This window comes from Streptomyces sp. NPDC107562, assembly GCF_055657325.1.
The window spans coordinates 104,629-129,688 of record NZ_JBVKBE010000008.1 but is presented as its reverse complement, the minus strand read 5'-3'; the positions used below and the strand labels follow the sequence as shown (position 1 = coordinate 129,688).

Annotated in this window: 20 protein-coding genes; 14 read left to right on the top strand and 6 right to left on the bottom strand. The window is 72.0% G+C overall.

The features are described from left to right. Positions 1 to 31 precede the first annotated feature (31 nt). The 4 genes from ACZ7LV_RS22600 (at position 32) to groL (ending at position 4,035) form a co-directional block, all read left to right on the top strand. Positions 32 to 949, top strand: coding sequence for a polysaccharide deacetylase family protein (locus ACZ7LV_RS22600; RefSeq protein WP_471941658.1), 918 nt, complete (start codon positions 32 to 34; stop codon positions 947 to 949). Continuing rightward, positions 949 to 1,743 carry a polysaccharide deacetylase family protein gene (locus tag ACZ7LV_RS22595; RefSeq protein ID WP_471941958.1) on the top strand — a complete coding sequence of 265 codons (795 nt, stop codon included), beginning with the start codon at positions 949 to 951 and terminating at the stop codon, positions 1,741 to 1,743. The genes ACZ7LV_RS22600 and ACZ7LV_RS22595 overlap by 1 nt, the downstream gene beginning before the upstream one ends. 239 nt (positions 1,744 to 1,982) lie before the next feature. Then, the gene (gene groES, locus ACZ7LV_RS22590; protein ID WP_053135717.1) at positions 1,983 to 2,291 is read left to right on the top strand and encodes a co-chaperone GroES; all 309 of its coding nucleotides are present in this window, start codon (positions 1,983 to 1,985) and stop codon (positions 2,289 to 2,291) included. Positions 2,292 to 2,406: 115 nt separating this feature from the next. Further along, positions 2,407 to 4,035, top strand: a complete 1,629-nt coding sequence (groL, locus tag ACZ7LV_RS22585) for a chaperonin GroEL (protein ID WP_471941656.1) — start codon at positions 2,407 to 2,409, stop codon at positions 4,033 to 4,035. Positions 4,036 to 4,102: 67 nt separating this feature from the next. On the opposite strand, the gene ACZ7LV_RS22580 is transcribed toward groL, so the two are convergent. The 3 genes from ACZ7LV_RS22580 to ACZ7LV_RS22570 form a co-directional block, all read right to left on the bottom strand. After that, positions 4,103 to 4,810, bottom strand: coding sequence for an ester cyclase (locus tag ACZ7LV_RS22580; RefSeq protein WP_471941654.1), 708 nt, complete (start codon positions 4,808 to 4,810; stop codon positions 4,103 to 4,105). A 63-nt stretch (positions 4,811 to 4,873) separates the two neighbouring features. Then, positions 4,874 to 5,647 carry an SDR family NAD(P)-dependent oxidoreductase gene (locus ACZ7LV_RS22575; RefSeq protein WP_471941653.1) on the bottom strand — a complete coding sequence of 258 codons (774 nt, stop codon included), beginning with the start codon at positions 5,645 to 5,647 and terminating at the stop codon, positions 4,874 to 4,876. An 82-nt stretch (positions 5,648 to 5,729) separates the two neighbouring features. Further along, a complete protein-coding gene (locus tag ACZ7LV_RS22570; protein ID WP_471941651.1) occupies positions 5,730 to 6,398 on the bottom strand; it encodes an MOSC domain-containing protein in 669 nt (222 codons plus the stop codon). Between the two features lie 80 nt (positions 6,399 to 6,478). Here ACZ7LV_RS22570 and ACZ7LV_RS22565 point away from each other — a divergent pair, with 80 nt between their 5' ends. Then, entirely contained in the window at positions 6,479 to 7,375 is an 897-nt protein-coding gene (locus ACZ7LV_RS22565) for a LysR family transcriptional regulator (protein ID WP_471941649.1), read from the top strand. Between the two features lie 59 nt (positions 7,376 to 7,434). Here the strand turns inward: ACZ7LV_RS22565 and ACZ7LV_RS22560 are convergent, their stop codons facing one another. Continuing rightward, positions 7,435 to 7,761 (bottom strand): WhiB family transcriptional regulator, encoded by a 327-nt coding sequence (locus ACZ7LV_RS22560; protein ID WP_401679883.1) that lies wholly within the window; start codon positions 7,759 to 7,761, stop codon positions 7,435 to 7,437. Positions 7,762 to 8,142: 381 nt separating this feature from the next. Here ACZ7LV_RS22560 and ACZ7LV_RS22555 point away from each other — a divergent pair, with 381 nt between their 5' ends. The 4 genes from ACZ7LV_RS22555 to ACZ7LV_RS22540 all read left to right on the top strand — a co-directional run bounded on the left by ACZ7LV_RS22555 (position 8,143) and on the right by ACZ7LV_RS22540 (position 12,998). Next, the gene (locus ACZ7LV_RS22555; protein WP_003948568.1) at positions 8,143 to 8,754 is read left to right on the top strand and encodes a response regulator transcription factor; all 612 of its coding nucleotides are present in this window, start codon (positions 8,143 to 8,145) and stop codon (positions 8,752 to 8,754) included. A 768-nt stretch (positions 8,755 to 9,522) separates the two neighbouring features. After that, a complete protein-coding gene (locus ACZ7LV_RS22550) occupies positions 9,523 to 10,110 on the top strand; it encodes a sigma-70 family RNA polymerase sigma factor (protein ID WP_471941648.1) in 588 nt (195 codons plus the stop codon). Positions 10,111 to 10,254: 144 nt separating this feature from the next. Continuing rightward, the gene (gene guaB, locus ACZ7LV_RS22545; RefSeq protein ID WP_401679889.1) at positions 10,255 to 11,757 is read left to right on the top strand and encodes an IMP dehydrogenase; all 1,503 of its coding nucleotides are present in this window, start codon (positions 10,255 to 10,257) and stop codon (positions 11,755 to 11,757) included. Between the two features lie 116 nt (positions 11,758 to 11,873). Then, positions 11,874 to 12,998, top strand: coding sequence for a GuaB3 family IMP dehydrogenase-related protein (locus tag ACZ7LV_RS22540; RefSeq protein ID WP_401679892.1), 1,125 nt, complete (start codon positions 11,874 to 11,876; stop codon positions 12,996 to 12,998). Positions 12,999 to 13,069: 71 nt separating this feature from the next. On the opposite strand, the gene ACZ7LV_RS22535 is transcribed toward ACZ7LV_RS22540, so the two are convergent. Both ACZ7LV_RS22535 and ACZ7LV_RS22530 read right to left on the bottom strand, forming a co-directional pair. Beyond that, positions 13,070 to 13,564 carry a hypothetical protein gene (locus tag ACZ7LV_RS22535; RefSeq protein ID WP_471941646.1) on the bottom strand — a complete coding sequence of 165 codons (495 nt, stop codon included), beginning with the start codon at positions 13,562 to 13,564 and terminating at the stop codon, positions 13,070 to 13,072. 124 nt (positions 13,565 to 13,688) lie between these two features. Then, positions 13,689 to 14,897, bottom strand: a complete 1,209-nt coding sequence (locus ACZ7LV_RS22530) for a nucleotide sugar dehydrogenase (RefSeq protein WP_471941644.1) — start codon at positions 14,895 to 14,897, stop codon at positions 13,689 to 13,691. A gap of 306 nt (positions 14,898 to 15,203) precedes the next feature. On the opposite strand from ACZ7LV_RS22530, the gene ACZ7LV_RS22525 reads away from it, so the two are divergent. From ACZ7LV_RS22525 to ACZ7LV_RS22505, 5 genes are all read left to right on the top strand, one after another. Beyond that, positions 15,204 to 16,910, top strand: coding sequence for a glycerol-3-phosphate dehydrogenase/oxidase (locus ACZ7LV_RS22525; RefSeq protein WP_471941642.1), 1,707 nt, complete (start codon positions 15,204 to 15,206; stop codon positions 16,908 to 16,910). Between the two features lie 83 nt (positions 16,911 to 16,993). After that, positions 16,994 to 19,036, top strand: a complete 2,043-nt coding sequence (locus ACZ7LV_RS22520) for a serine/threonine-protein kinase (RefSeq protein WP_471941956.1) — start codon at positions 16,994 to 16,996, stop codon at positions 19,034 to 19,036. Between the two features lie 172 nt (positions 19,037 to 19,208). Further along, positions 19,209 to 22,043, top strand: a complete 2,835-nt coding sequence (locus ACZ7LV_RS22515) for a protein kinase (protein WP_471941640.1) — start codon at positions 19,209 to 19,211, stop codon at positions 22,041 to 22,043. 152 nt (positions 22,044 to 22,195) lie between these two features. Next, positions 22,196 to 23,809 carry a serine/threonine-protein kinase gene (locus ACZ7LV_RS22510; RefSeq protein WP_471941954.1) on the top strand — a complete coding sequence of 538 codons (1,614 nt, stop codon included), beginning with the start codon at positions 22,196 to 22,198 and terminating at the stop codon, positions 23,807 to 23,809. A gap of 137 nt (positions 23,810 to 23,946) precedes the next feature. Beyond that, entirely contained in the window at positions 23,947 to 24,999 is a 1,053-nt protein-coding gene (locus tag ACZ7LV_RS22505) for a serine/threonine-protein kinase (protein WP_471941638.1), read from the top strand. Positions 25,000 to 25,060: the final 61 nt, after the last annotated feature.

Here is a 25,060-nt window from a genome sequence, read left to right as displayed (position 1 = left end):
TCGGGGGTGGGGCCTGGGAGGATCCGGCTCCATGGAACTAGTAGTACAAAATGACAAAAAAGGGCCGAATGGCCGCCGGAAAGCCACGACGGTCATGGCGGGGGTCGCCGTGCTGGCCGCCGCCGCCGTCGCCTCGGGCTGCACCAGGAGCACCGAGGCGCCCCCGCCCCTCAAGGCGCCCCCGGCCCGGGCCCTCGACGGATACGCCGCCAAGCTCCGCGCCGAGCAGGCCGCCAGGGTCGCCGCCGCCAAGCGCTGGGGCCTGAAGGAGACCCCGCTGCGGGCGCCGGCACCGCCCGAGCGGAAACCGGAGATCACCACCCGCGAGGGCTTCGAGGTGGACGGACACGAGGAGCAGGGGCTTCCGCCGGTCTTCACCACCGTCCCCACCAAGGAGAAGGTCGTCTTCCTCACCATCGACGACGGCGCCGAGAAGGACCCGGCGTTCCTGCGGATGATGAGCGAGCTGAAGATCCCGTACACCGCGTTCCTCAGCGACTACCTGGTCAGCGAGGACTACGACTACTTCCGGCGGATGCAGGCCAGGGGGGTGACCCTGAACAACCACACCCTCACCCACCCCTATCTGCCCGGACTGTCCTACGACGAGCAGAAGCACGAGATCTGCGGGATGCAGGACGTCATCGAGGAGCGCTACGGCAAGCGCCCGCTCCTGTTCCGCCCGCCCTACGGCAACTACAACTCCGACACCCTGCACGCCGCCAAGGACTGCGGCGTCACCCACGTACCGCTGTGGAACGAGGAGGTCTTCGTCGACCGCTGGGACTACCGCGAATGGGACCGGGACATCCACCCCGGCGACATCGTCCTCAGCCACTTCCGGGGCACCGACGACTGGGCGGGCGAGATGCCCGACATGATCCGCGTCTTCCTCGACAAGATCACGGCGAAGGGCTACGCGGTGGGCCGCCTGGAGGACTACCTGTGATTCGGCGCGGGTGGACGGCCGGGGCCGCGGTACTGCTGGCCCTGCTCGCCGGCTGCGCCCTGCCCGACGGCCCGCGCGGGCGGTCCGCGGAGGCGGGGGCGGCACCCGGCTCGGCGGCCTCGGCGATGCCGCCCCACCTGCGCTGGGGGCTGTCCGCGCCGCTCTCCCCGCCGCCCGCGCCCGTGCGGCACCTCGCCCGGCCCGCCGACGGTCTCGCCCCCGTGCTGGACCGCATCCCGACCACCCACAAGGTCGTCTTCCTCACCTTCGACGACGGCGCCGAGAAGGACCCCCGCTTCGTCGACATGGTCCGTGACCTGCGCCTGCCCGTCAGCATGTTCCTCACCGACAGCGTCGTCGGCCCCGGCTACGGCCACTTCGCGCGGCTCCGCTCGGTCGGCGCGAGCGTCCAGAACCACACCCTCGACCACGCCGCCCTGCGCGGGGTGCCGTACGCCGGCCAGCGCGCCGAGATCTGCGGCCAGCAGCAGAAGCTCCAGTCCCGCTTCGGTCTCCGCCCGCATCTGTTCCGCCCGCCCTACGGCACGTACGACACGACGACCCGCAAGGCGGCCGTCGACTGCGGCATCAAGGCGATCGTCCTGTGGCGCGCCACGATGGACGCGGCCGACCTCACCTTCACCGAGGGCCCCGCCCGGCTGCGCCCCGGCGACATCGTCTCGGTCCCCTCGACCGAGACCCCCGAACCCAAGCTCCGTGAACGCACGACCCGCCTGCTGCGCCGGGTCCAGGAGGCGGGGCTGACGGTGGGGCGGCTGGAGGACTATCTGTGACGGACGCGCCGGTGAATCTGTGACGGGGCCTGACGGGGCGCCGCGAGGCCGACGCGCCGCGACCGATTGGCACTCCGCTTGACCGAGTGCTAATCGCAGTCATAGTCTCGGCTCTGGCACTCCCCACTGGAGAGTGCCAACACAGCGACGGGCAGGTCCGGCACCCGCGACGACGGATCCACCTGGTCGCCACCTCAGACAGTTAACCCCGTGAGATCTCCGAAGGGGGAGGTCGGATCGTGACGACCACCAGCTCCAAGGTTGCCATCAAGCCGCTCGAGGACCGCATCGTGGTCCAGCCGCTCGACGCCGAGCAGACCACCGCCTCTGGCCTGGTCATTCCGGACACCGCCAAGGAGAAGCCCCAGGAGGGCGTCGTCCTGGCCGTGGGCCCGGGCCGCTTCGAGGACGGCAACCGCCTTCCGCTCGACGTTTCCGTCGGCGACGTCGTCCTGTACAGCAAGTACGGCGGCACCGAGGTGAAGTACAACGGCGAGGAGTACCTCGTCCTCTCGGCTCGCGACGTCCTCGCGATCATCGAGAAGTAGTTCACCCACAGCACACCGTTTGAGCTGCGCCCCTGGCCCCCGCGACCGTTAACGAAGCCGGGCGTCCGGGGCGCAGTTCGTTTACCGCAGACTTTCCGAGAGGGCTCCCGCTGCCATGGCGAAGATCCTGAAGTTCGACGAGGACGCCCGTCGCGCCCTCGAGCGCGGCGTCAACAAGCTCGCCGACACGGTGAAGGTGACGATCGGCCCCAAGGGCCGCAACGTCGTCATCGACAAGAAGTTCGGCGCCCCCACCATCACCAACGACGGCGTCACCATCGCCCGTGAGGTCGAGGTCGAGGACCCCTACGAGAACCTCGGCGCCCAGCTGGTGAAGGAGGTGGCGACCAAGACCAACGACATCGCGGGTGACGGTACGACCACCGCGACCGTCCTGGCGCAGGCGCTGGTCCGCGAGGGCCTGCGGAACGTCGCCGCCGGCGCCTCCCCGGCCGCCCTGAAGAAGGGCATCGACGCCGCGGTCAGGGCCGTCTCCGACGACCTGCTGGCCTCCGCCCGCCCGATCGACGAGAAGTCCGACATCGCGGCCGTCGCCGCGCTGTCCGCCCAGGACCAGCAGGTCGGCGAGCTGATCGCCGAGGCGATGGACAAGGTCGGCAAGGACGGTGTCATCACCGTCGAGGAGTCCAACACCTTCGGTCTGGAGCTGGACTTCACCGAGGGCATGGCCTTCGACAAGGGCTACCTGTCGCCGTACTTCGTGACGGACCAGGAGCGCATGGAGGCCGTCCTCGACGACCCGTACATCCTCATCCACCAGGGCAAGATCTCCGCGATCGCGGACCTCCTGCCGCTGCTGGAGAAGATCATCCAGAGCAACGCCTCGAAGCCGCTGCTGATCATCGCCGAGGACGTCGAGGGCGAGGCCCTCTCCACCCTCGTCGTGAACAAGATCCGCGGCACCTTCAACGCCACCGCCGTGAAGGCCCCCGGCTTCGGCGACCGCCGCAAGGCGATGCTCCAGGACATGGCGACCCTCACCGGCGCCACGGTCATCTCCGAGGAGGTCGGCCTCAAGCTCGACCAGGTCGGTCTGGACATCCTCGGCAGCGCCCGCCGCGTCACCGTCACCAAGGACGACACCACGATCGTCGACGGTGCCGGCAACAAGGCGGACGTCGAGGGCCGGATCGCGCAGATCAAGGCCGAGATCGAGGCCACGGACTCCGACTGGGACCGCGAGAAGCTCCAGGAGCGCCTCGCGAAGCTGGCCGGCGGCGTGTGCGTGATCAAGGTCGGCGCCGCCACCGAGGTGGAGCTGAAGGAGAAGAAGCACCGTCTGGAGGACGCCATCTCCGCGACCCGCGCCGCGGTCGAGGAGGGCATCGTCTCCGGTGGTGGCTCCGCGCTCGTCCACGCCGTGAAGGTGCTGGACGACAGCCTCGGCAAGGAGGGTGACGAGGCCACCGGTGTCGCCGTCGTCCGCCGCGCCGCCGTCGAGCCGCTGCGCTGGATCGCCGAGAACGCCGGCCTGGAGGGCTACGTCATCGTCTCCAAGGTGGCCGAGCTGGAGAAGGGCAGCGGCTACAACGCCGCCACCGGCGAGTACGGCGACCTGATCAAGTCCGGTGTCATCGACCCGGTCAAGGTCACCCGCTCCGCCCTGGAGAACGCCGCCTCCATCGCCTCCCTGCTGCTCACGACCGAGACCCTGGTCGTCGAGAAGAAGGAAGAGGAGCCGGAGGCCGCGGCCGGCGGCCACGGTCACGGCCACGCGCACTGACCTCAGCGGTACCAGGTGAGGCCCGGCACCCGAGGGTGCCGGGCCTCCCTGTTTCCCCTCGCGGGCTCTAGCGCTCCATCTCCTCGAACACGCCCAGCTGTTCCAGCAGCCCCAGGCGGTCGTACTCCCACCAGCCCTCGGCGAGCTTTCCGTCCCCGCCGCACCGGAAGACCGTGGTCCCCGTCATCGTGACGTCCTTGCCGGTGGCCGCGATCCCCAGGAACTCGCCTTTGTGCCGGGCCTTCCAGAACCACCGCGCGCACACCCGGTCGCCTTCCGCGATCAGGTCCTCGATGCTGAAGGCGAAGTCGAACCCGTCCCGCCAGACCCGCATCTCGCGCCGGACGTGGTCCATGCCGACCGTGTCCTGCTCGGTCGCCGGATCATGACTGCGATAGTGCTCCGCCATCACCTCGTCGAGCGGAGGCAGCTCACCGGGCGTCCCCGCCAGGTCGAAGAACCTTCGCACGACGACGCTGGAGACCTGCTCGTCGCGGACCACGTCCAGATCGGTGAACGTCGGCTTCCCGTCGCACAGGGCGACCATCTCCTGGAAGATCCGGTCCGTCTCCGGGAGCGTCGAATTCCGCATCGCCTCCTCGTACGAGGGGAACTCCACGATCTCGATGAAGTGCGACGCGTCGCCCCGGTCCTTGCCGATCAGACTGTGCGTCGCGGTCCGCTTGCCCTTGGTCTGCTCGACCCAGGCGTCCATCAGCCGATCCAGCTCCTGGAACCGGGTGGTCTTGCAGTCGATGACCTGTACGAATGTCATGGCGCCGCCTCCCGTCCCCCCTGGGTCCCGGTGCACGGCTCCATTCTCCCACCAGGGCGCCGGCTACTGCGGGCCGTACTTCCGTCCGGCCCGCGAGCTGACGCCGCCGAGCAGTGCGCGCGGCGCCACCTTCACCATGCCCATGAGTGCCTTGTAGCGGGGGTCCGGGATCGAGACGGTCCTGCCGCGGGCCAGGTCCGCGAGGGCAGCTGCCACCAGCTTGTCCGCGTCGAGCCACATCCAGGACGGGATGTTGTCCGTGCCCATGCCGGCCCGCTGGTGGAACTCGGTACGGACGAAGCCGGGGCACAGCGCCATCAGCCGGACGCCGGTGCCCGCCAGGTCACGGGCCGCGCCCTGGGTGAACTGGACGACCCAGGCCTTGGAGGCCCCGTAGGTGCCGCGCGGGACGAAGGCGGCGACCGAGCCGACGTTCACTACCCCTCCCCGCCCGCGCTCGCGCATGGCCTCGGTCGCCGCCGACGTCAGCCGCAGGACGGCCTCGCAGTGCACCTTGAGCATCTTGAGCTCGTCGGCCATGGAGACGTCGAGGTAGCGGCCCTTGTTGGCGAAACCGGCGTTGTTGATCAGGAGATCGACGGGGTTCCTGCGATCGGCGAGACGGCCGGCGACCGCCTCGATGCCGGCGTCGGTGGCCAGGTCCGCGGTGAGGACCTCCGCCTCGATGCCGTGGCGGTCGTGCAGTTCGGTCGCCTGCTCGCGGAGGCGCTTGGTGTCGCGGGCCACCAGGACGAGGTTGTGCCCGTCCGCCGCCAGCCGCCGCGCGAACGCGGCGCCGATTCCCGCGGTCGATCCAGTGATCAGAGCCGTTGTCATGGCCCAAGGGTAGTGACCCGGACCGCCCGCCGACGGTGGCGGACGGTGAAGTTTTCGCGCATGGCACCCTCGTGACCTGCGGTCAGGCGTCCTGGGGCGCCGCGTACCCGCTCGCCATGTCCCGCCACTCCGGGTGCAGGGCGGAGCCCGCCGCGAGGAGCCGCGGCAGCAGCGTCCGCTCCGTCGTCCCCGCGCGGAACGTGAGCGCGACGGACACCTCGTGGTCCGGCCGGTGCACGACCTCGACCGGGTCGCCCGCACGGATCTCGCCGGGTTCCAGCACCCGCAGATACGCCCCCGGAGCCGCCTGTCGGGTGAACCGCTTCACCCAGCCCCGTTCCTCCAGATGGCTCTGGAAGGTCCGGCAGGGTATCCGCGGCGAGGTGATCTCCAGCAGCACCTCGCGGCCGATCCGCCAGCGCTCGCCGATCAGCGCCGCGGAGACGTCGAGGCCCGCCGTCGTGAGGTTCTCGCCGAAGCAGCCGTTGGCCAGCGGACGCCCCAACTCGCGCTCCCACGCGTCGAGGTCCTCGCGCGCCATCGCGTACACGGCCTGGTCGTCACCGCCGTGATGGCGGGTGTGGCACACCGCGTCCCCGGCCAGCCCGCTTCCCCCGACACCTTTGGGGCCGGGCGCCGCCACGTGGACGGGCACGTCCACCGGGCGCTTGTCGATCCCGGTCAGGCCCTGGGGATGGTCCGTGTAGGTGACGGCCCGCGCGCGGCCCAGGTTCACTGACAGAAGCCTCATGGCCGCACCGTAGGCGACCAGGGGCCAAAGTGTCGACGCATTATTCGGCGGCGTACCCAAGCTTCGCTTATGCTTGAGGAGTGATCGAGGCCCGTCATCTGCGCGTCCTGCGCGCCGTCGCCGCCACCGGCTCCTTCTCCGCCGCGGGGCGCGAACTGGGCTGCACTCAGCCCGCGGTCAGCCAGCAGATGAAGGCGCTGGAGACCTCCGTGGGCACGCCCCTCCTGGTGCGCACCGGACGGGAGATGCGGCTGACGCAGGCCGGCGAGGCCCTCGTGCGGCACGCCTCGGGCATCCTCGCCGGGCTCACCGCGGCCGAGGAGGAGGTCGCGGCCATCGCCGGGCTGCGCGCGGGGCGGGTGCGGCTGGTGTCGTTCCCCAGCGGCAGTTCCACGCTCGTGCCGACCGCGCTCGCCGCGCTGCGCGCCGCGCACCCGGGCACCCGGGTCTCCCTGGAGGAGGCCGAGCCGCCCCAGTCCGTGGACAAGCTGCGGGCCGGCGACTGCGATGTCGCGCTCGCGTTCCGTTACGAGGGTGCGGCGGGCGCCGAGGAATGGGACGACCTGGTCGTACGGCCGCTGCTGAGCGACCGCCTGGTGGCGCTGGTGCCGGAGCGGCACCGGCTGGCCCGCTCGCGTTCGGTGGCCATCGGGGAACTGGTCGACGAGCCGTGGATCGCGGGCTGTCCGCGCTGCCGCGGCCAGTTGATCGAGGTGTGCGCGGGGGCCGGGTTCACGCCGCGCATCGACTTCGCCACCGACGACTATCCGGCGGTGGTCGGCCTGGTGGGCGCGGGGCTGGGGGTGGCGGTGCTGCCACAACTGGCGATCGAGTCCGTGCGACCCCGGGGGGCTCGGGCGATGGCGCTGGAACCGGCGGTGCGGCGGGAGATCGTCGCGCTGACGCTGCCCGATCTGGCGCAGGTGCCGGCGGTGCAGGCGACGCTGGATGAACTGGCGCGGGCGGCGACCCGCTAGCCGCGCGCGTCGGAAGTCGGAGACACGTTCAGGCGTGCTCCATCTGGAGAAACGTTCCTTCAGGTGTTCGAAGCGGTGCTGCCGCCCGTCGACGCCGGCACCAGCCGGTGGCGGGCCCTGCCCATGAGCTCCTCGCGCTCGTCCTCGGTCAGTCCGCCCCACACTCCGTACGGTTCGCGCACCGCCAGGGCGTGCGCTGCGCACTGGGCGCGGACCGGACACCTCATGCAGACCTCTTTGGCCGAGTTCTCGCGAGCGCTCCGCGCCGCCCCGCGTTCGCCCTCCGGGTGGAAGAAGAGCGAACTGTCGACCCCGCGACAGGCAGCGAGGAGCTGCCAGTCCCACAGGTCCGCGTTCGGTCCGGGAAGGCGGGAGAAATCTGCCATTGTGTGACCCCTTGTAGCCGTTCTGAGCGGATACGGTGCCCACGACCGTACATCTACGATCTAAGGAGATGAAAATATGACTCATTGCGAATCTAGCCTCAGACACCAGCAGATGGGAAGAAATAGGTCTAAATGGGGCATGGGTTGTGATGAAAGGTTGCGGGTCCCTTGTGCATGTCTGCGCCGTGTCCGCGCCCTCACGTAGAGTGCCGAAGAGGGCACACAGCCCCGTAACTCTTTCGAGTGACCGTCGTTGAGAGTGCGGAGGCGGTTGAAAACACAAGCGCTCGGGCAGGCGTCCGAGACGGTCGACCGCACAGGTGACGATTTCGTACCAGCCTGGAGGCTCAAGGTGACGCGCATCAGCTGCGGAGGGCGGCCATGACTTCCGTCCTCGTCTGCGACGACTCCCCGCTTGCCCGAGAGGCGCTCCGCCGCGCGGTCGCGACCGTGCCCGGCGTCGAGCGCGTGACGACGGCGGCCAACGGCGAGGAAGTCCTCCGCCGCTGGGGTGCCGACCGCTCGGACCTGATTCTGATGGACGTACGCATGCCCGGACTGGGCGGCGTCGAGACGGTGCGGCGGCTGCTGTCCGCCGACCCCGGTGCGCGCATCATCATGCTCACCGTCGCCGAGGACCTCGACGGCGTGGCCCTCGCGGTCGCCGCCGGCGCCCGGGGTTACCTGCACAAGGACGCCTCACGGGCGGAGCTGCGCGCCACGGTCACGCAGGCGCTGGCCGACCCGACCTGGCGGCTCGCCCCCCGGCGGCTGCGGTCCGCCGAGATGGGCGCGGCGCCCACGCTCACCGCGCGTGAGATCCAGGTGCTGGAGGGCATGAGCCACGGCCGTTCCAACGCCGAGATCGGTCGCGAGCTGTTCCTCTCCGAGGACACGGTCAAGACCCACGCCCGCCGTCTGTTCAAGAAGCTCGGTGCCTCGGACCGGGCGCACGCGGTGGCGCTGGGCTTCCGCTGGGGTCTGGTGCGCTGACGCGTGTCCCGGTGAGCGGGGGCGCGACGAGCCCCCGCTCGGGTGGGGGAGGAGGCGACACGATGGGGGTACCTCCCTGCCGGTCCGGGAACGACGGCCCGCCGCACGGCGACGCCGCGCGTACGCCGGCGGCCGGTGACCTGGATGCCGGCTGCTCCGGTGCGCCGGAGTCCGGTGGGCCGCTCGTCCGGCGCGTGGGCGCGGCGGTGTTCTCCGGTCCGTGCGACGGGCGCGAGGGCGCCGCGTGTTCCGGTCCCAGCGTCCGGTGCCCGGATGCCAGGTTCTCCTGTCCCTGTCCCTGTGCCGGGTGCGTTGGTGCCGCGTCCTCTGGTCCTGGTGCCGCGGGCCTGGGTGCGGCGGCTGAGACGACGGTCCGTGGGATCCGTACCAGGTGCTCGGACGGGGCGGGTGTCCCCGATGAGACCTCGGCGGCTGCGGATTTCGTCGTGCGTCCGAAGACCCTCCGGCGTTCGGGTGGGCGCATGACCCGTGGTGCCGTCGTACGTGGTCACAGGGGTCGTGCCGACAGGTCGGTCCGGTGCAGGTCACGCGTCGACGGCAGTCGTGGCGGGGCGGCCCGGAGGGCGGGCGCTGCTTGTTTCGGCGCGGATGCCGCATCCTTGAGGTGTGGAGTTCCTCGGGGACGAGTCGGTCGAGCGGAAGGGGAGGGCGCAGGGGATGACTTCCGGCGCACCTACTCATAACGCTTCGGTGCACAACAACGGAGGCAGTGCCGCGGGCCGCCCGGCCGCAAGGCACCATGGACCGATGCGTGAAGACGAGGCGGCCAAGGCCCCAGGGGGCATCGGTGCGCTCGTCCACCGCGCGGTCGACGGGGACGAGCAGGCCACGCACGACCTGCTCGCCCATGTACACCCCCTGGCGCTGCGCTACTGCCGCACCCGGCTGTCCCGCCTCCCGGGGGACGCGCGCCACTTCGTGGAGGACCTGGCCCAGGAGGTCTGCGTCGCCGTCCTGCTCGCGCTGCCGCGCTACCGGGACACCGGACGCCCCTTCGAGGCCTTCGTCTTCGCCATCGCCGCGCACAAGGTCGCCGATCTCCAGCGGGCGGCCATGCGGCACCCCGGCTCGACGGCGGTCCCGTCCGACGAGATGCCCGAGCGGCCGGACGACTCGCTCGGTCCCGAGGAACGGGCGCTGCTCAGCAGCGACGCCGAGTGGGCCAAGAAACTGCTGGCCAACCTGCCGGAGAACCAGCGCGAGCTGTTGCTGCTGCGCATCGCCGTGGGTCTCACGGCGGAGGAGACCGGTCAGATGTTGGGAATGTCACCCGGCGCGGTGCGGGTGGCCCAGCACCGCGCACTGAGCAGGCTGCGGGCGCTCGCCGAGCAGTAGCCAGGCCCGGCGGATGAACAGGCGTGGGCGGCCTTCCGTACGAACATACGAAGCCCTCGACCGTCCTGCATCGTGGAATTTGCTGGCCGTGCTTCCCGTTAGCATGGACATCCGCACCGAGCAAGGCCATTTGGGGAAGGTGTCATGACTGCGAACGTCGACGGAGTGCCCGGAAAATTCGCGACCCTCGGGCTGACCTACGACGACGTGCTGCTGCTGCCGGGCGCGTCCGAGGTGCTGCCCAACGCGGTCGACACCTCGTCCCGGATCTCCCGCAATGTGCGGGTCAACATCCCGCTCCTGTCCGCCGCCATGGACAAGGTCACCGAGTCGCGCATGGCGATCGCGATGGCCCGTCTGGGCGGCGTCGGTGTACTGCACCGCAACCTGTCCGTCGAGGACCAGGTCAACCAGGTCGACCTGGTGAAGCGCTCCGAGTCGGGAATGGTCACCGACCCGATCACGGTGCATCCGGAGGCCACGCTCGGGGAGGCGGACGCGCTGTGCGCCAAGTTCCGCATCAGCGGTGTCCCCGTCACCGACCCGGCCGGCCGGCTGCTGGGCATCGTCACCAACCGCGACATGGCCTTCGAGAGTGACCGCAGCCGTCAGGTGCGCGAGGTCATGACGCCGATGCCGCTGGTCACCGGCAAGGTCGGCATCTCCGGGCAGGACGCCATGGAGCTGCTGCGCCGCCACAAGATCGAGAAGCTGCCGCTCGTCGACGACGAGGGCGTGCTCAAGGGTCTGATCACGGTCAAGGACTTCGTCAAGGCGGAGAAGTACCCGAACGCCGCCAAGGACGCCGAGGGCCGGCTGCTCGTCGGTGCCGCGGTCGGCGCCAGCCCGGAGGCGCTGGAGCGCGCGCAGGCGCTCGCCGCCGCCGGTGTGGACTTCCTGGTCGTCGACACCTCCCACGGCCACAGCAGCAACGCCCTGAGCTGGATGTCGAAGATCAAGTCGAGTGTGGACGTCGACGTGATCGGCGGCAACGTCGCCACCCGCGACGGCGCGCAGGCCCTGATCGACGCCGGTGTCGACGGCATCAAGGTGGGTGTGGGCCCCGGCTCGATCTGCACCACGCGCGTGGTGGCGGGCATCGGCGTACCGCAGGTCACCGCCATCTACGAGGCCTCGCTCGCGGCCCGTGCGGCGGGCATCCCGCTGATCGGCGACGGCGGCCTGCAGTACTCCGGCGACATCGGCAAGGCGCTCGCCGCCGGTGCCGACACCGTGATGCTCGGCAGCCTCCTCGCGGGGTGCGAGGAGTCGCCCGGCGAGCTGCTGTTCATCAACGGCAAGCAGTTCAAGTCGTACCGCGGCATGGGCTCGCTCGGCGCCATGCAGTCCCGCGGCCAGGCCAAGTCGTACTCGAAGGACCGCTACTTCCAGGCGGAGGTCGCCTCCGACGACAAGCTCGTCCCCGAGGGCGTCGAGGGCCAGGTGCCCTACCGCGGCCCGCTGGCCAACGTCCTGCACCAGCTCGTCGGCGGCCTGCGCCAGACCATGGGCTACGTGGGCGCCGCCACCATCGAGGAGATGGAGTCCAAGGGCCGCTTCGTGCGGATCACCTCCGCGGGCCTCAAGGAGAGCCACCCGCACGACATCCAGATGACGGTCGAGGCGCCGAACTACAGCCGTACGTGACACGCACGCGCGCGTGAGGTGTTTCCAGGGCGGCTCCGGAGCATCCGGGGCCGCCCTTGTCGTGCCCGTCGGGGATACTGGAAGGCGCTGAAACGCATCAGGGAAAGGCCACACACGTGACTGAGATCGAGATCGGGCGCGGCAAGCGCGGCCGCCGGGCGTACGCCTTCGACGACATCGCCGTCGTCCCCAGCCGCCGTACGCGGGACCCGAAGGAGGTCTCGATCGCCTGGCAGATCGACGCCTACCGCTTCGAGCTGCCCTTCCTGGCCGCTCCCATGGACTCCGTCGTCTCGCCGGCCACGGCCATCCGCATCGGCGAGCTCGGCGGCCTGGGCGTGCTGAACCTCGAAGGCCTGTGGACGCGGTACGAGGACCCGCAGCCGCTGCTCGACGAGATCACCGAGCTGGACGCCGACAGCGCGACCCGCCGCCTTCAGGAGATCTACGCGGCGCCGATCAAGGAGGAGCTGATCGGGCAGCGCCTCAAGGAGGTGCGCGACTCGGGCGTGGTCACCGCGGCCGCGCTCTCCCCGCAGCGCACGGCGCAGTTCTCCAAGGCCGTCGTGGACGCCGGCGTGGACATCTTCGTCATCCGCGGTACGACGGTGTCGGCGGAGCACGTCTCCGGCTCGCACGAGCCGCTCAACCTGAAGCAGTTCATCTACGAGCTGGACGTCCCGGTGATCGTCGGCGGCTGCGCGACGTACACCGCGGCCCTGCACCTGATGCGCACCGGCGCGGCGGGCGTGCTGGTCGGCTTCGGCGGCGGCGCCGCGCACACCACGCGCAACGTCCTGGGCATCCAGGTCCCGATGGCGACGGCGGTCGCCGACGTGGCGGCGGCCCGGCGGGACTACATGGACGAGTCCGGCGGCCGCTATGTGCACGTGATCGCGGACGGCGGTGTCGGCTGGTCCGGCGACCTGCCCAAGGCGATCGCCTGCGGTGCCGACTCGGTGATGATGGGCTCCCCGCTGGCCCGCGCGACCGACGGTCCCGGCAAGGGCCACCACTGGGGCATGGAGGCCGTGAACGAGGAGCTGCCGCGCGGCAAGAAGGTCGACCTCGGCACGGTCGGCACCCTGGAGGAGATCCTCACCGGCCCGTCGCACACCCCGGACGGCTCGATGAACCTCTTCGGCGCCCTGCGCCGCGCCATGGCCACCACCGGCTACAGCGAGCTCAAGGAGTTCCAGCGCGTCGAGGTGACGGTGGCGGACTCGCAGCACCGCCGCTAGGTCCGGTCGCGAAAGGGCCCGGCCACCGTTCGGTGGGCGGGCCCTTCGGTTTGCCCGGTCGGGCCGGCTTTCTACGCCGCCGCCTTCTTGGTGGCGGAGTACGCGGTGAACGCGCCGATGGCGAGGAACAGGAACGTCATCGGGTCGGCGGACTCCTGCCAGGCCTCCATCAGCAGGTCCAGATGACCGGTGAACATCTCGGTCGCCGAGACGCCGAGCAGGTCGGCGGCGAGCATCGCGGCGCCGACGAGCTGTCCGAGGTAGACGGCGCCGAGCGAGAGCAGGCCGCTCAGCACGGGCAGCACCGGGTTCGCGCCGCCGACCTTGCCGGCCGCGAAGCCGACGACGAAACCGACGCCGATCGCCGCGAAGCCGATCTCGTACTCGGTGGCGCCGACGATCGCGCCGTAGATCCCGGCGGAGACCAGGGCCGCCACGACGGCGGCGAGCACGCCGAGGGCGACGTTGCTCCGCGCGGGGGCGGGCGGCGCCGGCGGGACGGGGACGGGCTGCTGCTGGGCGAACGGGTTGCCGTCGGTCGGCTGCGGTGGCACTGACTGGGTCATGACAGAAATCCCCCCACGGGACTGATGAGCGAGTGGCGTCCGCGCACAGATGTGCGACAGGGACGCCGAAGGGTAACAGGCGCACCCGACCGCTCCACCAGCGAATTCACCGCCGCCGGGCCGGTCAGAGACGGTGTGCCGCTCCGGTGGGGGTGGTGCCCCGGGTGTCGAGCAGGAGCTGTGCCTTCACCGACAGGCCCTGGAGGTCGTAGGTGCGGTGGTTCTGGAGCAGGATCGTGAGGTCGGCCTCCGCAGCGGCCTCGTAGAGGGAGTCGGCGCGCGGGACCGGGCGGTCCAGGATGCTCCAGGACGGGATGTGCGGGTCGTGGTAGCTGACGGAGGCGCCCAGCTCCATCAGGCGGATCGCGACCTCCTGGGCAGGAGTGGCCTGCTGGTCGGCGAGGTCGGGCTTGTAGGTGACGCCGAGCAGGAGCACGCGCGCGCCGCGGGCGGACTTGCCGTGCTCGTTGAGCAGGGTGGCGGCGCGCTGGACGACGTAGCGGGGCATGCGGCCGTTGACCTGCTGGGCCAGTTCCACCATGCGCAGGCCGCGGCCCGCACGGCCGGTCAGGTCCTGCGGGACGGCGTGGCCGCCGACGCCGGGGCCGGGGCGGAAGGCCTGGAAGCCGAACGGCTTGGTCTCCGCGCAGCGGATGACGTCCCACAGGTCGACGCCCAAGTCATGGCAGAGGACGGCCATCTCGTTGACCAGGGCGATGTTGACGTGCCGGTAGTTGGTCTCCAGGAGCTGCACGGCCTCGGCCTCGCGGGGGCCCCGCGCGCGGACGACCTTGTCGGTGAGCCGGCCGTAGAAGGCGGCGGCCGACTCGGTGCAGGCGGGGGTGAGGCCGCCGATGACCTTCGGGGTGTTGGCCGGGGTGAAGTCGCGGTTGCCCGGGTCGACGCGGCTGGGCGAGTACGCCAGGTGGAAGTCGCGCCCGGCGCGCAGCTGTGAGCCCTCCTCCAGCACGGGGCGCAGGAAGTCCTCCGTCGTGCCCGGGTAGACCGGCGACTCCAGGATGACGGTGGTGTGCGGGCGCAGCCGGGCGGCCAGGGTGCGGGCGGCCGCCTCCACCTGGCTGAGGTCCAGCCCGCCGTCCGCGCTCCTCGGGGTCGGGGCGCAGATGACCGCGGTGCGCACCCGGCCGAGCTCGCTCGGACCCACCGCGTGCCGGAAGCCCCCCGAGAGCATCCGGCGCAGTTCGGCGGGGCTGAGCGAGCCGGGCTCGGGGCCGGTCTTGTAGCCGACGGTGGGGATGCCGGCGGCGACGGCGGCCTGGGCCAGCGGCAGGCCGAGCGGGCCGAGTCCGATGACGGCGAGATCTGCGGGCATGGAGTGGGCCGTCCTTCCCAGTAACCGAAGCGGGACAGGTGCGCAAGCCCTGTGGACAGGACGAGCGAGCGCACAGTCAGACTAGGAGTAAATATGACCGTTTTGCGGTATTGCGCTCGGCCGTGTCCGTGCTCGTTTCCGTGTTCTCGCGGCTTCCGGCCGCCGGTGTCGGGGCAGGTTGTCCACAGGCTGGAGATGTGTGGTGGCTGAAGTCGGACGACGCGGTCAGACTTTGAGCGTGGGGGATGTGGACCGGGTCACGCCCGACGGGTGCGGCCGACGCGAGGCGATGAGCGGGAGGCAGCAGTGAGGACAGGGACACTGGGGCCGGCGCAGCGCGCCGAGTCGCTCGCGGCGATGGCCGATCGGGAGCTGGACCTGCTGGTCGTGGGCGGCGGAGTGGTCGGCGCGGGCACCGCGCTGGACGCCGTGACACGCGGTCTGTCCACCGGTCTGGTCGAGGCACGGGACTGGGCGTCGGGCACGTCGAGCCGCTCCAGCAAACTGATACACGGCGGCCTGCGCTATCTGGAGATGCTCGACTTCTCCCTGGTCCGCGAGGCGCTGAAGGAGCGCGGCCTGCTGCTGGAGCGGCTGGCGCCGCACCTGGTGAAGCCGGTGCCCTTCCTCTACCCCCTGCAGCACAAGGGCTGGGAGCGGCTCTACGCGGGCTCGGGCGTCGCGCTCTACGACGCCATGTCGATGGCCCGCGGGCACGGCCGGGGCCTGCCGGTGCACCGGCACCTGAGCCGCAGTCACGCCCTGCGCGTGGCACCCGCGCTGAAGAAGGACGCGCTGGTCGGCGCCCTGCAGTACTACGACGCCCAGATGGACGACGCCCGGTTCGTCGCCACGCTGGTGCGCACCGCCGTGTCCTACGGCGCCAAGGCGGCCAACCGGGCCCGGGTGACCGGCTTCCTGCGCGAGGGCGAGCGCGTGGTCGGGGCCCGCGTGCAGGACGTCGAGGGGGGCGGGGAGTACGAGATCCACGCCAAGCAGATAGTCAACGCGACCGGTGTGTGGACCGACGACACCCAGGCCATGGTGGGGGAGCGGGGACAGTTCCACGTCCGCGCCTCCAAGGGGATCCACCTGGTGGTGCCCAAGGACCGCATCCACTCCAGCACCGGCCTGATCCTGCGCACCGAGAAGTCCGTGCTGTTCGTCATTCCGTGGGGCCGGCACTGGATCATCGGCACCACCGACACCGACTGGGACCTCGACAAGGCCCACCCCGCCGCCTCCAGCGCCGACATCGACTATCTGCTGGAGCATGTGAACTCGGTGCTCGCGGTGCCGCTCACCCGCGACGACGTCGAGGGGGTGTACGCCGGACTGCGGCCGCTGCTCGCCGGGGAGTCCGACGCCACCAGCAAGCTGTCGCGCGAGCACACCGTCGCGCACCCGGTACCGGGGCTGGTGGTGGTGGCCGGCGGCAAGTACACGACCTACCGCGTGATGGCCAAGGACGCCGTGGACGAGGCGGTGCACGCCCTGGACCTGCGGGTCGCCGAGTGCGTCACCGAGGACGTACCGCTGATCGGTGCGGAGGGGTACCGCGCGCTGTGGAACGCGCGGGCCCGCATCGCCGCCCGCACCGGACTGCATGTCGTCCGCGTGGAGCACCTGTTGAACCGGTACGGCTCCATGGCGGAGGAACTGTTCGACCTCATCAAAGAGGACTCCTCGCTGGGCGAGCCGCTGACCGGCGCCGACGACTATCTGCGCGCCGAGGTCGTCCATGCCGCCTCGCACGAAGGGGCCCGGCATCTGGACGACGTGCTGACACGGCGCACCCGCATCTCGATTGAAACCTTCGACCGGGGTACCCGTTGTGCCCGTGAGGTCGCGGAGTTGATGGCGCCGGTGCTCGGCTGGGACAAGGACCAGATCGAGCGCGAGGTCCAGCACTACGAGAAGCGGGTGGAGGCGGAGCGCGAGTCGCAGCGCCAGCCCGACGACCTGACGGCGGACGCGGCAAGGCTCGGGGCACCCGACATCGTGCCGTTGTAGGAGCGGGGGCACCCGGGGCGAGAGCCGCTTGTCGGGTGAGGGACAATGGAGGCTCTGTCAGGGCGGGTTGCATGAGGGGACGCATGTCGGAGGCGGAGCGGGCGGGGACATCCCGTCAGGAGACTCGTCAGGACAAGAGCGAGCGTCTTCTCGCCGGGCGGTACCGGCTGGGAGACGTGCTCGGCCGAGGCGGCATGGGCACGGTGTGGCGCGCCGAGGACGAGACCCTCGGCCGGACGGTCGCCGTCAAGGAACTGAGGTTCCCGACCAACATCGACGAGGACGAGAAGCGCAGGCTCATCACGCGCACGCTGCGCGAGGCCAAGGCCATCGCGCGGATCCGCAACACGAGCGCGGTGACGGTCTTCGACGTGGTCGACGAGGACGACCGGCCGTGGATCGTGATGGAACTGGTCGAGGGCAAGTCCCTGGCCGAGGTCATCCGCGAGGACGGCCTGCTGGAGCCGCGGCGCGCCGCCGAGGTCGGCCTCGCCGTCCTCGACGTGCTGCGCTCCGCGCACCGTGAGGGAATCCTGCACCGCGACGTGAAGCCGTCGAACGTGCTGATCGCCGACGACGGCCGGGTCGTGCTCACCGACTTCGGCATCGCCCAGGTCGAGGGCGACCCGTCCATCACCTCCACCGGCATGCTCGTCGGCGCGCCCTCCTACATCTCCCCGGAGCGCGCCCGCGGCCACAAGCCCGGCCCCGCGGCCGACCTGTGGTCGCTCGGCGGTCTGCTGTACGCGGCGGTCGAGGGCGTCCCGCCGTACGACAAGGGCTCCGCGATCGCCACGCTCACCGCGGTGATGACCGAGCCGCTGGAGGAGCCAAAGCACGCCGGCCCACTCCGGGACGTCATCTACGGGCTGCTCACCAAGGACCCCGACAAGCGCATCGACGACGCCGCTGCCCGGGCCATGCTCAAGTCGGTCATCAACGCGCGCGACTCCAAGACCGCCGAGCCGGCGGACGCCACCAAGGTCGTGCCGCTGCCCCCGCAGCCGGACGGACCCGCCAAGAGCGGGAGTGCGGCGCGCGGCGAGGGCCGGGACGGAGCCGACCGGCTGCGCGGGGCGCTGCGGTCGGCCCGCAAGGCCGCGGCGGCGACCGGAGTGGCGGCCGGGGCGCGCGCGGCCACCGGGAAGGGCGCCGGCGACGCGGGCGGCACGGACGCGTCGGGCGGGCGTACGAGCGCCGGGTCGGCTTCGGACTCCGGCACGCAGGGCGGCGGCACGCAAGGCAGCAAGGGCACGCAGGGCGGCAACGGCACGACGACCGGCCGGAGTTCCGGCTGGCCCGTGATGACACCGCCGGACCTCCCGCCGCGGCCGGTGCCGAGAGCGCCGCTGACGGACGTGGTGCCCCGGCGGACCCTGGCGGTGATCGCCGTGGTCGTGGCGCTCGCCGTGCTCGGTGTCGTGCTGGCCGTCGTGCTCAACTCGGGCGGCGAGGGCTCCGACCGCGGCGCCGGCGGCGGCAGGACGGCCGCCGAGGCCGACGGAGGTTCCGACACCAAGTCGGACGAAGGCGGGACCCGCACCGGCGGCGCGGCGACGGAGTCGTCCGGAGCCACGCCCGAGGACTCCTCGGGCGCGAACGGCGGGGCGGCCCCGGGGAACACGGGCGACGAGACGGGTGACTCCTCGGACGGCGAGGGGTCTTCGGACGGCAAGGGCTCCTCGGAGGGCGCCACCGCCGAGTCGACGCACAACGGCGACCAGGGCTACTCGATAGGCCTGCCCAAGGGCTGGAAGTACGGGTCGTCGGACGCGGCGGGCGACCGGTTCACCGGACCCGACGGACAGAAGCTGCTGATCGCCTGGACCTCCACGCCCAAGGACGACCCCGTCCAGGACTGGGAGAACCAGGAGCGCTACATGACGCGCTCGCAGTACGACCGGATCCGTATAGCGCAGGTGGACTACCGCGGCTGGAACACCGCCGACTGGGAGTTCACCTACGTCGACGCGGGCACGAAGTACCGGACGATCGACCGCGGGTTCGTCGTCGACGAGCAGCAGGGCTACGCGCTGATGTACACGGCGAAGGCCGCGACATGGGACGGAGCCCTGCGGAAGTCCACGTGGCGGACGCTGACCGACACCTTCCGGCCGAAGGCCTGATCGGGCTCGGGAGCGGACGGGGTGCAGGAGATCTCGTGAGATCTCCCATCCTTCCGTGCGGGTTGCCTCCGGCACGTATCGTGAGTGGTTGCGAACCGTACGCATCGGGAACGCATCGAGAACGAGACGCCACACGAACGGTATTGACCACCGGGCGGCCGGGGGAGGCAACGTGGACGACTATGCGGGGCGCGTACTCGCCGACCGCTACCGCCTGCCGCTTCCCCCCTCCGACGAGTACGAACTCACCGAGACGCGGGCCTTCGACACCTACAGCGGGCAGGAAGTCCTCGTACGGCAGGTGCCGTTGCCGGAGGTCGTCGAGGCCGAGGTGCTCGACGCGGAGGGACTGCCGGAGGGGTTCACGGCGCGTGACCGCTCGGCCCGGCGGCCGTCCGCGCGCGGGGGAGCCGTCCGGCGGCCCACGGACCCGGCGGTCCGGCGCGCGGTGGAGGCCGCGCAGGCGGCTGCCGCGATTCCCGACCACCCGCGGCTCGACCAGGTCTTCGACGTGTTCGCCGAGGGCGGCTCATTGTGGGTCGTGAGCGAACTGGTGGCCGCGCGACCGCTGGCCGCGCTGCTCGCCGAACAGCCGCTGACGCCCTATCGGGCGGCGGAGGTCGCCTCCGACGTGCTGACGGCGTTGCGGGCGCTGCACGCGCACGGCTGGGTGCACCGGAACATCACCGCGCGGACGGTACTCGTCTGCGACGACGGGCGGGTCATGCTGACCGGCCTGGCGGTGGGCGCGGCCGAGGAGGCGCTGTGCGGCTACGACCCGGTGCCGCCGCCCCTGTACGACGACACCGGCGGAGACGACGGCGGGACGGCCGGGGCCCTGGGGCCGGCCCGAGGGACGTTCGGGGCCGCCGGAACACCCGAGCTGAACACGGTCGGTGGGCCCGGCGCGGGCGCGCTCGGCGGCGGTGACCCCGAGGCCGCCCGGCGGGCCGCCATCGAGGCGCGGGCGGCCGGCGGGCTGCCGGTGCCCGGCGTGGACGCGGCGGAGAGCGTGGGCGGTTCGGCCGCGCCGGCCCGCAGGGCGCAGGAGACCGGAGGGGACATCCGGGCGGCGCGGGCCGGGGCGATCGCCGCGTACCGGGCCGGAGCGCGGGCCGCGGCCCGGGTCCAGGAGGCGGAGCAGAGCGGTCGCGCGGCCCTGCCCGGCGCCCGTCCCGCACTCGAGGGGAGCCCGCCGGGGCAGATAGCGGACCCGTACGGCGTGCGCGCCACGCCCTGGCACGGCGCGACACCGCGCAACACCGGGGCAGGAACGCCCGGCGGGCGTCACGGCCAGGCCCAGGGCGGTGCCGCCCAGCCGGTGGTACCCCCGCACGGCAACGGTCCGGCCCAGCCGGGCACGTCGGCGTACGGCAACGGTCCTGTCCCGCCGGGCACGTCGGCGTACGGCAACGGTCCTGTGCAGGCGGGCGGATCGGCGTACGGCAACGGTCCGGCCCAGCCGGGCACGTCGGCGTACGGCAACGGTCCTGTCCCGCCGGGTGGATCGGCGTACGGCAACGGTCCCGTCGAGCCGGGTGTGGCGCCGCATCACAACGGCCTTGCCCAGCCCGGCGTGGCGCCGCATCACGGCGGGCCGGCACAGCCGGGTGTGCCGGCCCAGGGCGACGGGCCCGCGCGGCCGGGTGTCCCGTCCTCGGCCCGCGGCGGCGGCCCCGTCGTACCCGCGCCCGCACACGAGGTGGGGCCGCCGGGGACCCCGAGCGGTGCCGGCGCCCGCTGGGACGACCTCGTGGCCGGTACCCCCGCGCCCCGCCGTGGCCCCGCCACCGCGCTGGCCGCGGAGCGGGCGCGGCAGGCGCGCATGGCCGTGGTCGGGCCGGTGACCGAGCGGTGGGCGCCCGAGCAGGCCGGCCCCGTGCACGAGAACTGGCAGCTCGCGCCGCCCATCGGCCCCGCGACCGACCTGTGGGCGCTCGGAGCGCTGCTCTTCAGGGCCGTGCAGGGACACGCGCCCTACCCGGAGGAGTCGACGGCCGAGCTGGTGCAACTGGTGTGCGCCGAGCCGCCGGCCTTCGCCGAGGAGTGCGGGCCGCTGCGCCCCGTCGTGGAGTCGCTGCTGCGTCAGGACCCCACCGAGCGCCTGGACTTCGAGGAGCTGCGCGGCTGGCTGCGTTCCCTCGTGCGGTCCGCTCCGGAGCCCGAGGCCGGTGTGCATGTGGTCGCCGCGCCGCCGCCCGACGCCAGTCGGCTGCCGATCGTGCGACGCAGGGGCGAGCTGGTGCGCAGGCGCCGCGCCGGGCTGCCCGCCCGGCACGGGCGCCACAAGCGGGACCGGGAGAGGACGCGTTCGCCGCGCAGCCTGGGCCGCACGCTGCTCCTGCTGATACTGCTCGCTTTGGCCGGGGCGATCGCGTACGCCGTGCTGTTCATGCCGAAGTCCGGGGAGGGCGCCGGTGGCGCGAGCCCCGAGCGGACCGGGGCCGCCGGGCAGGTCGGCGAGGCACCGGAGCCGACGCCGGAGACGAGCAGCGAGCCGCGCCCCGACCAGAACTCGCCGGACGACGAACCGAGCGGCACCGGGTCCGACGTCGCCGAGGGCTTCACCCTGCACGAGGACCCGGAGGGCTTCCGGGTGGCCGTCGCCGAGGGCTGGCAGCGCGCGCCGAGGAACGGCAGCGGCCAGGTCGTCTACTCCCAGGGCGACTTCGAGCTGATCGTCGTACCGGGCCGGGACGGCTCGGACGAGTACGGCGGCGATCCGATGGCCTACCAGCGGGAGCGGGAGCCCGAGCTGCGGCCGTACCGGGAGTCGAGCTGGGCCACCTCCACCGGTCTGAAGACCATCGAGGTGGGCGGACGGACGATGGCCGAGGGACAGTTCACCTGGAGTGACGACGCGGGGCGCGATCTGTTCGTGCGCAACCTCGCGATGCTGCTGGACGGGCGGTACCACGTGGTGCAGGTGCGCGGCCCGGAGGCCGAGCGTGACGAGGTGACCCGGCTCTACGAGCAGGCGGCGGCGACGTACCAGGCCACGGGCTGAACACCGCGGGCCGTTCGGCCGGATGGTTGCTTGTCGTCACCGAAAGCGACAACCGTCACAGTGCGGTTTCCGAAGGGCCCCCGTGGTTCCCCGTTCGAGGGCCTGTCCCTACGCTGAACCTGTCAAGAACATTGCGGGGAAACGTGAATCAGATGCAGGGCCGCCTCGTCGGGGGCCGCTACCGGCTCACCGACGCCATCGGCAGCGGCGGCATGGGACGGGTGTGGCGCGCCCATGACGAGGTGCTGCACCGGGCCGTCGCAGTCAAGGAGTTGACCGCCGCCCTCTACGTCTCCGAAGGCGACCAGGCCGTTCTGCTGGCCCGTACCCGGGCGGAGGCGCGCGCGGCCGCGCGGATCAACCACTCGGCCGTCGTCACGGTCCACGACGTGCTGGAGCACGACGGCCGGCCGTGGATCGTGATGGAGCTGGTCGAGGGCCGTTCGCTCGCCGACGCGGTCAAGGCGCAGGGCCGCGTCGAGCCGGCCGAGGCCGCCCGGATCGGTATGTGGGTGCTGCGCGCCCTGCGGGCCGCACACACCGCCGGAGTCCTGCACCGGGACGTCAAGCCCGGAAACGTCCTGCTCGCCGACGACGGCCGGGTCCTGCTCACCGACTTCGGCATCGCGCAGATCGACGGCGACACGACGATCACGCGCACCGGCGAGGTCGTCGGCTCGGTGGACTACCTCGCCCCCGAGCGGGTCCGCGGCCACGACCCGGGACCGGCCTCCGACCTGTGGGCGCTCGGCGCGACGCTGTACACGGCGGTGGAGGGCACCTCGCCGTTCCGCCGCACCTCGCCGCTGTCCACGATGCAGGCCGTCGTCGAGGAGCATCCCGCCGAGCCCCGGTACGCCGGTCCGCTCGGGCCCGTGATCACCGCGCTGCTGCGCAAGGAACCGGCCGCGCGACCCTCGTCCGGCGAGGCGGAACGACTGCTCGCCGAAGTGGCCGACGGGGGCCGCCCGCAGGTGACCGAGGTGCTCACGCCCCCGATGCGGCAGCCGGAGGCGGTTCCGGTGCGCCAGGAGACGCGCGAGCACTCCCGGCCGGGCCCGCTCGGGTCCCCGACGGCGGCCGTACCGACCGGTCGGCGGCGCCGGCTGCGCACCGTGGCCCTCGTCGTGGCCATGGCGGCGGTCGTCGGCGGGGCCGGCGCGGTGCTGGTGCAGCAGTGGGAGGCGGGGCGAGGCTCGGACGGCGCGTCCCCGTCGGTCAGTTCGACGGCGCCGGTCACGCCGTCGGGCTCCCCCTCGGACTCCCCGAAGCCCGAGGAGTCCGTCCCGTCCACGTGGGTGCGCAAGGACGACCCGGCGGGTTTCAGCCTCTCCCTGCCCGACGACAGCTGGCAGCGCGAGGTGTACGGCGTCCAGGGCGACCTCACGCAGATCGACTACACGCCCGACGGCGGTACGCACCTCATCCGCATCGCCATCGACAAGTCACCGGACTTCGACGACCCCTACGAGCACCAGCGGGACCTGGAGGAACAGGTTCAGCGGCTGGCGCAGTACGCGCGCGTGACCATGGAGAAGAACACCTACCGGGACCGCGAGGGCTCCCTGTGGGAGTACACGTGGACCGCGCTGGAGAGCGACCCGGGCGCGTACGCGGGGCCGCGCCGGGCCATCGACCAGATGTACCTGACCCGGGACGGGGTCGAGTACGCGATCTACATGTCGGCGCCCGCGGCGGACTGGGAGACCACGCGCGAACAGTTCGACACGCTGCTGCGGGGATGGCGGCCCGGGGACACCTCGTGACGGGCGGACCGATCCGTCCGTGAGCGGTACGCGCCAGGTCGTTGACCGTGCAACGTACCCGCGCGACATGGGCGTTTGTCGGCCATGCCACCCGTTCGGCCCGGAGCGTCCCGCTCCGGCTGGGGCATGATGTGCTCATGGGGAGCGAGGGGTCCGACGAGCGCGTCATCGCGGGCCGCTACCGGCTGCGGGCGACGCTCGGGCGGGGTGGCATGGGCGTGGTCTGGCGCGCCACCGACCAGTTGCTCGGCCGCGAGGTGGCCGTCAAGGAACTCGTCACCGACGACTCCCCGTCGGCGGCCCGCGCCCGCTCCTCCCGCGACCGGACGCTGCGCGAGGCCCGTGCGCTGGCCCAGCTGCGGCACCCGCACATCAGCGTCGTCCACGACGTCGTCGAGGACGACGAACGCCTCTACATCGTCATGGAGTTGATCGACGGCGGTTCCCTCGCCGAGCGGATCGCCGCGGACGGCCCGGTCGACGCCCGCGAGGCCGCCCGGATCGGCATCGCCCTGCTCGGCGCGCTGAGCGCGGCGCATGAGGCCGGAGTCCTGCACCGCGACCTCAAGCCGGCGAACGTCCTCATCGAGTCCGGCACCGGACGGGTCGTCCTCACCGACTTCGGCGTGGCCCAGGTGGAGGGCGCCACCACGCTCACCGAGTCGGGGAGCTTCGTCGGCTCGCCCGAATACACCGCGCCCGAGCGGATGTCGGGGTCGGGGACCGGTCCGGCCTCCGACCTGTGGTCGCTCGGCGTGCTGCTGTGCACGTCGGTCAGTGGCGAGTCGCCCTTCCACCGCGACTCGCTGGGCGGTCTCCTGCACGCCGTGGTCGCCGCGCCGATCCGGCCGCCCGCGCAGGCCGGCCCGATGCTGACCGTCGTACGCGGGCTCCTCGAACGCGACCCGGAGCGGCGCCTGGACGCCGCGCGGGCCGAGCGGATGCTGCGGGACGTCCTGGAGACGGGCCGGCCGCCGGAGTCGTCCCGCTCGCCACGCGCCCCGCGGGACCGGCTGGTGATCGCGTTGCTGGTCGCGGCGATGGTGGCGGCGGGGGTGTCCGCGGCGGTGCTGCTCGCCGACGGGGGCGGCGGGGGCGGTGACGGGCCGCCGGCGAGTCCGACGCCGAGCACGTCCCTGAGCACCTCCGTGTCTCCGTCCGCCCCGAGGTCCGACAACCCACCTGAATAGGAGATAAGCCGCGACCTGGGTCACGGGTCTGTGACCGGTGCCCCCTCGCGGTGGATGCGGA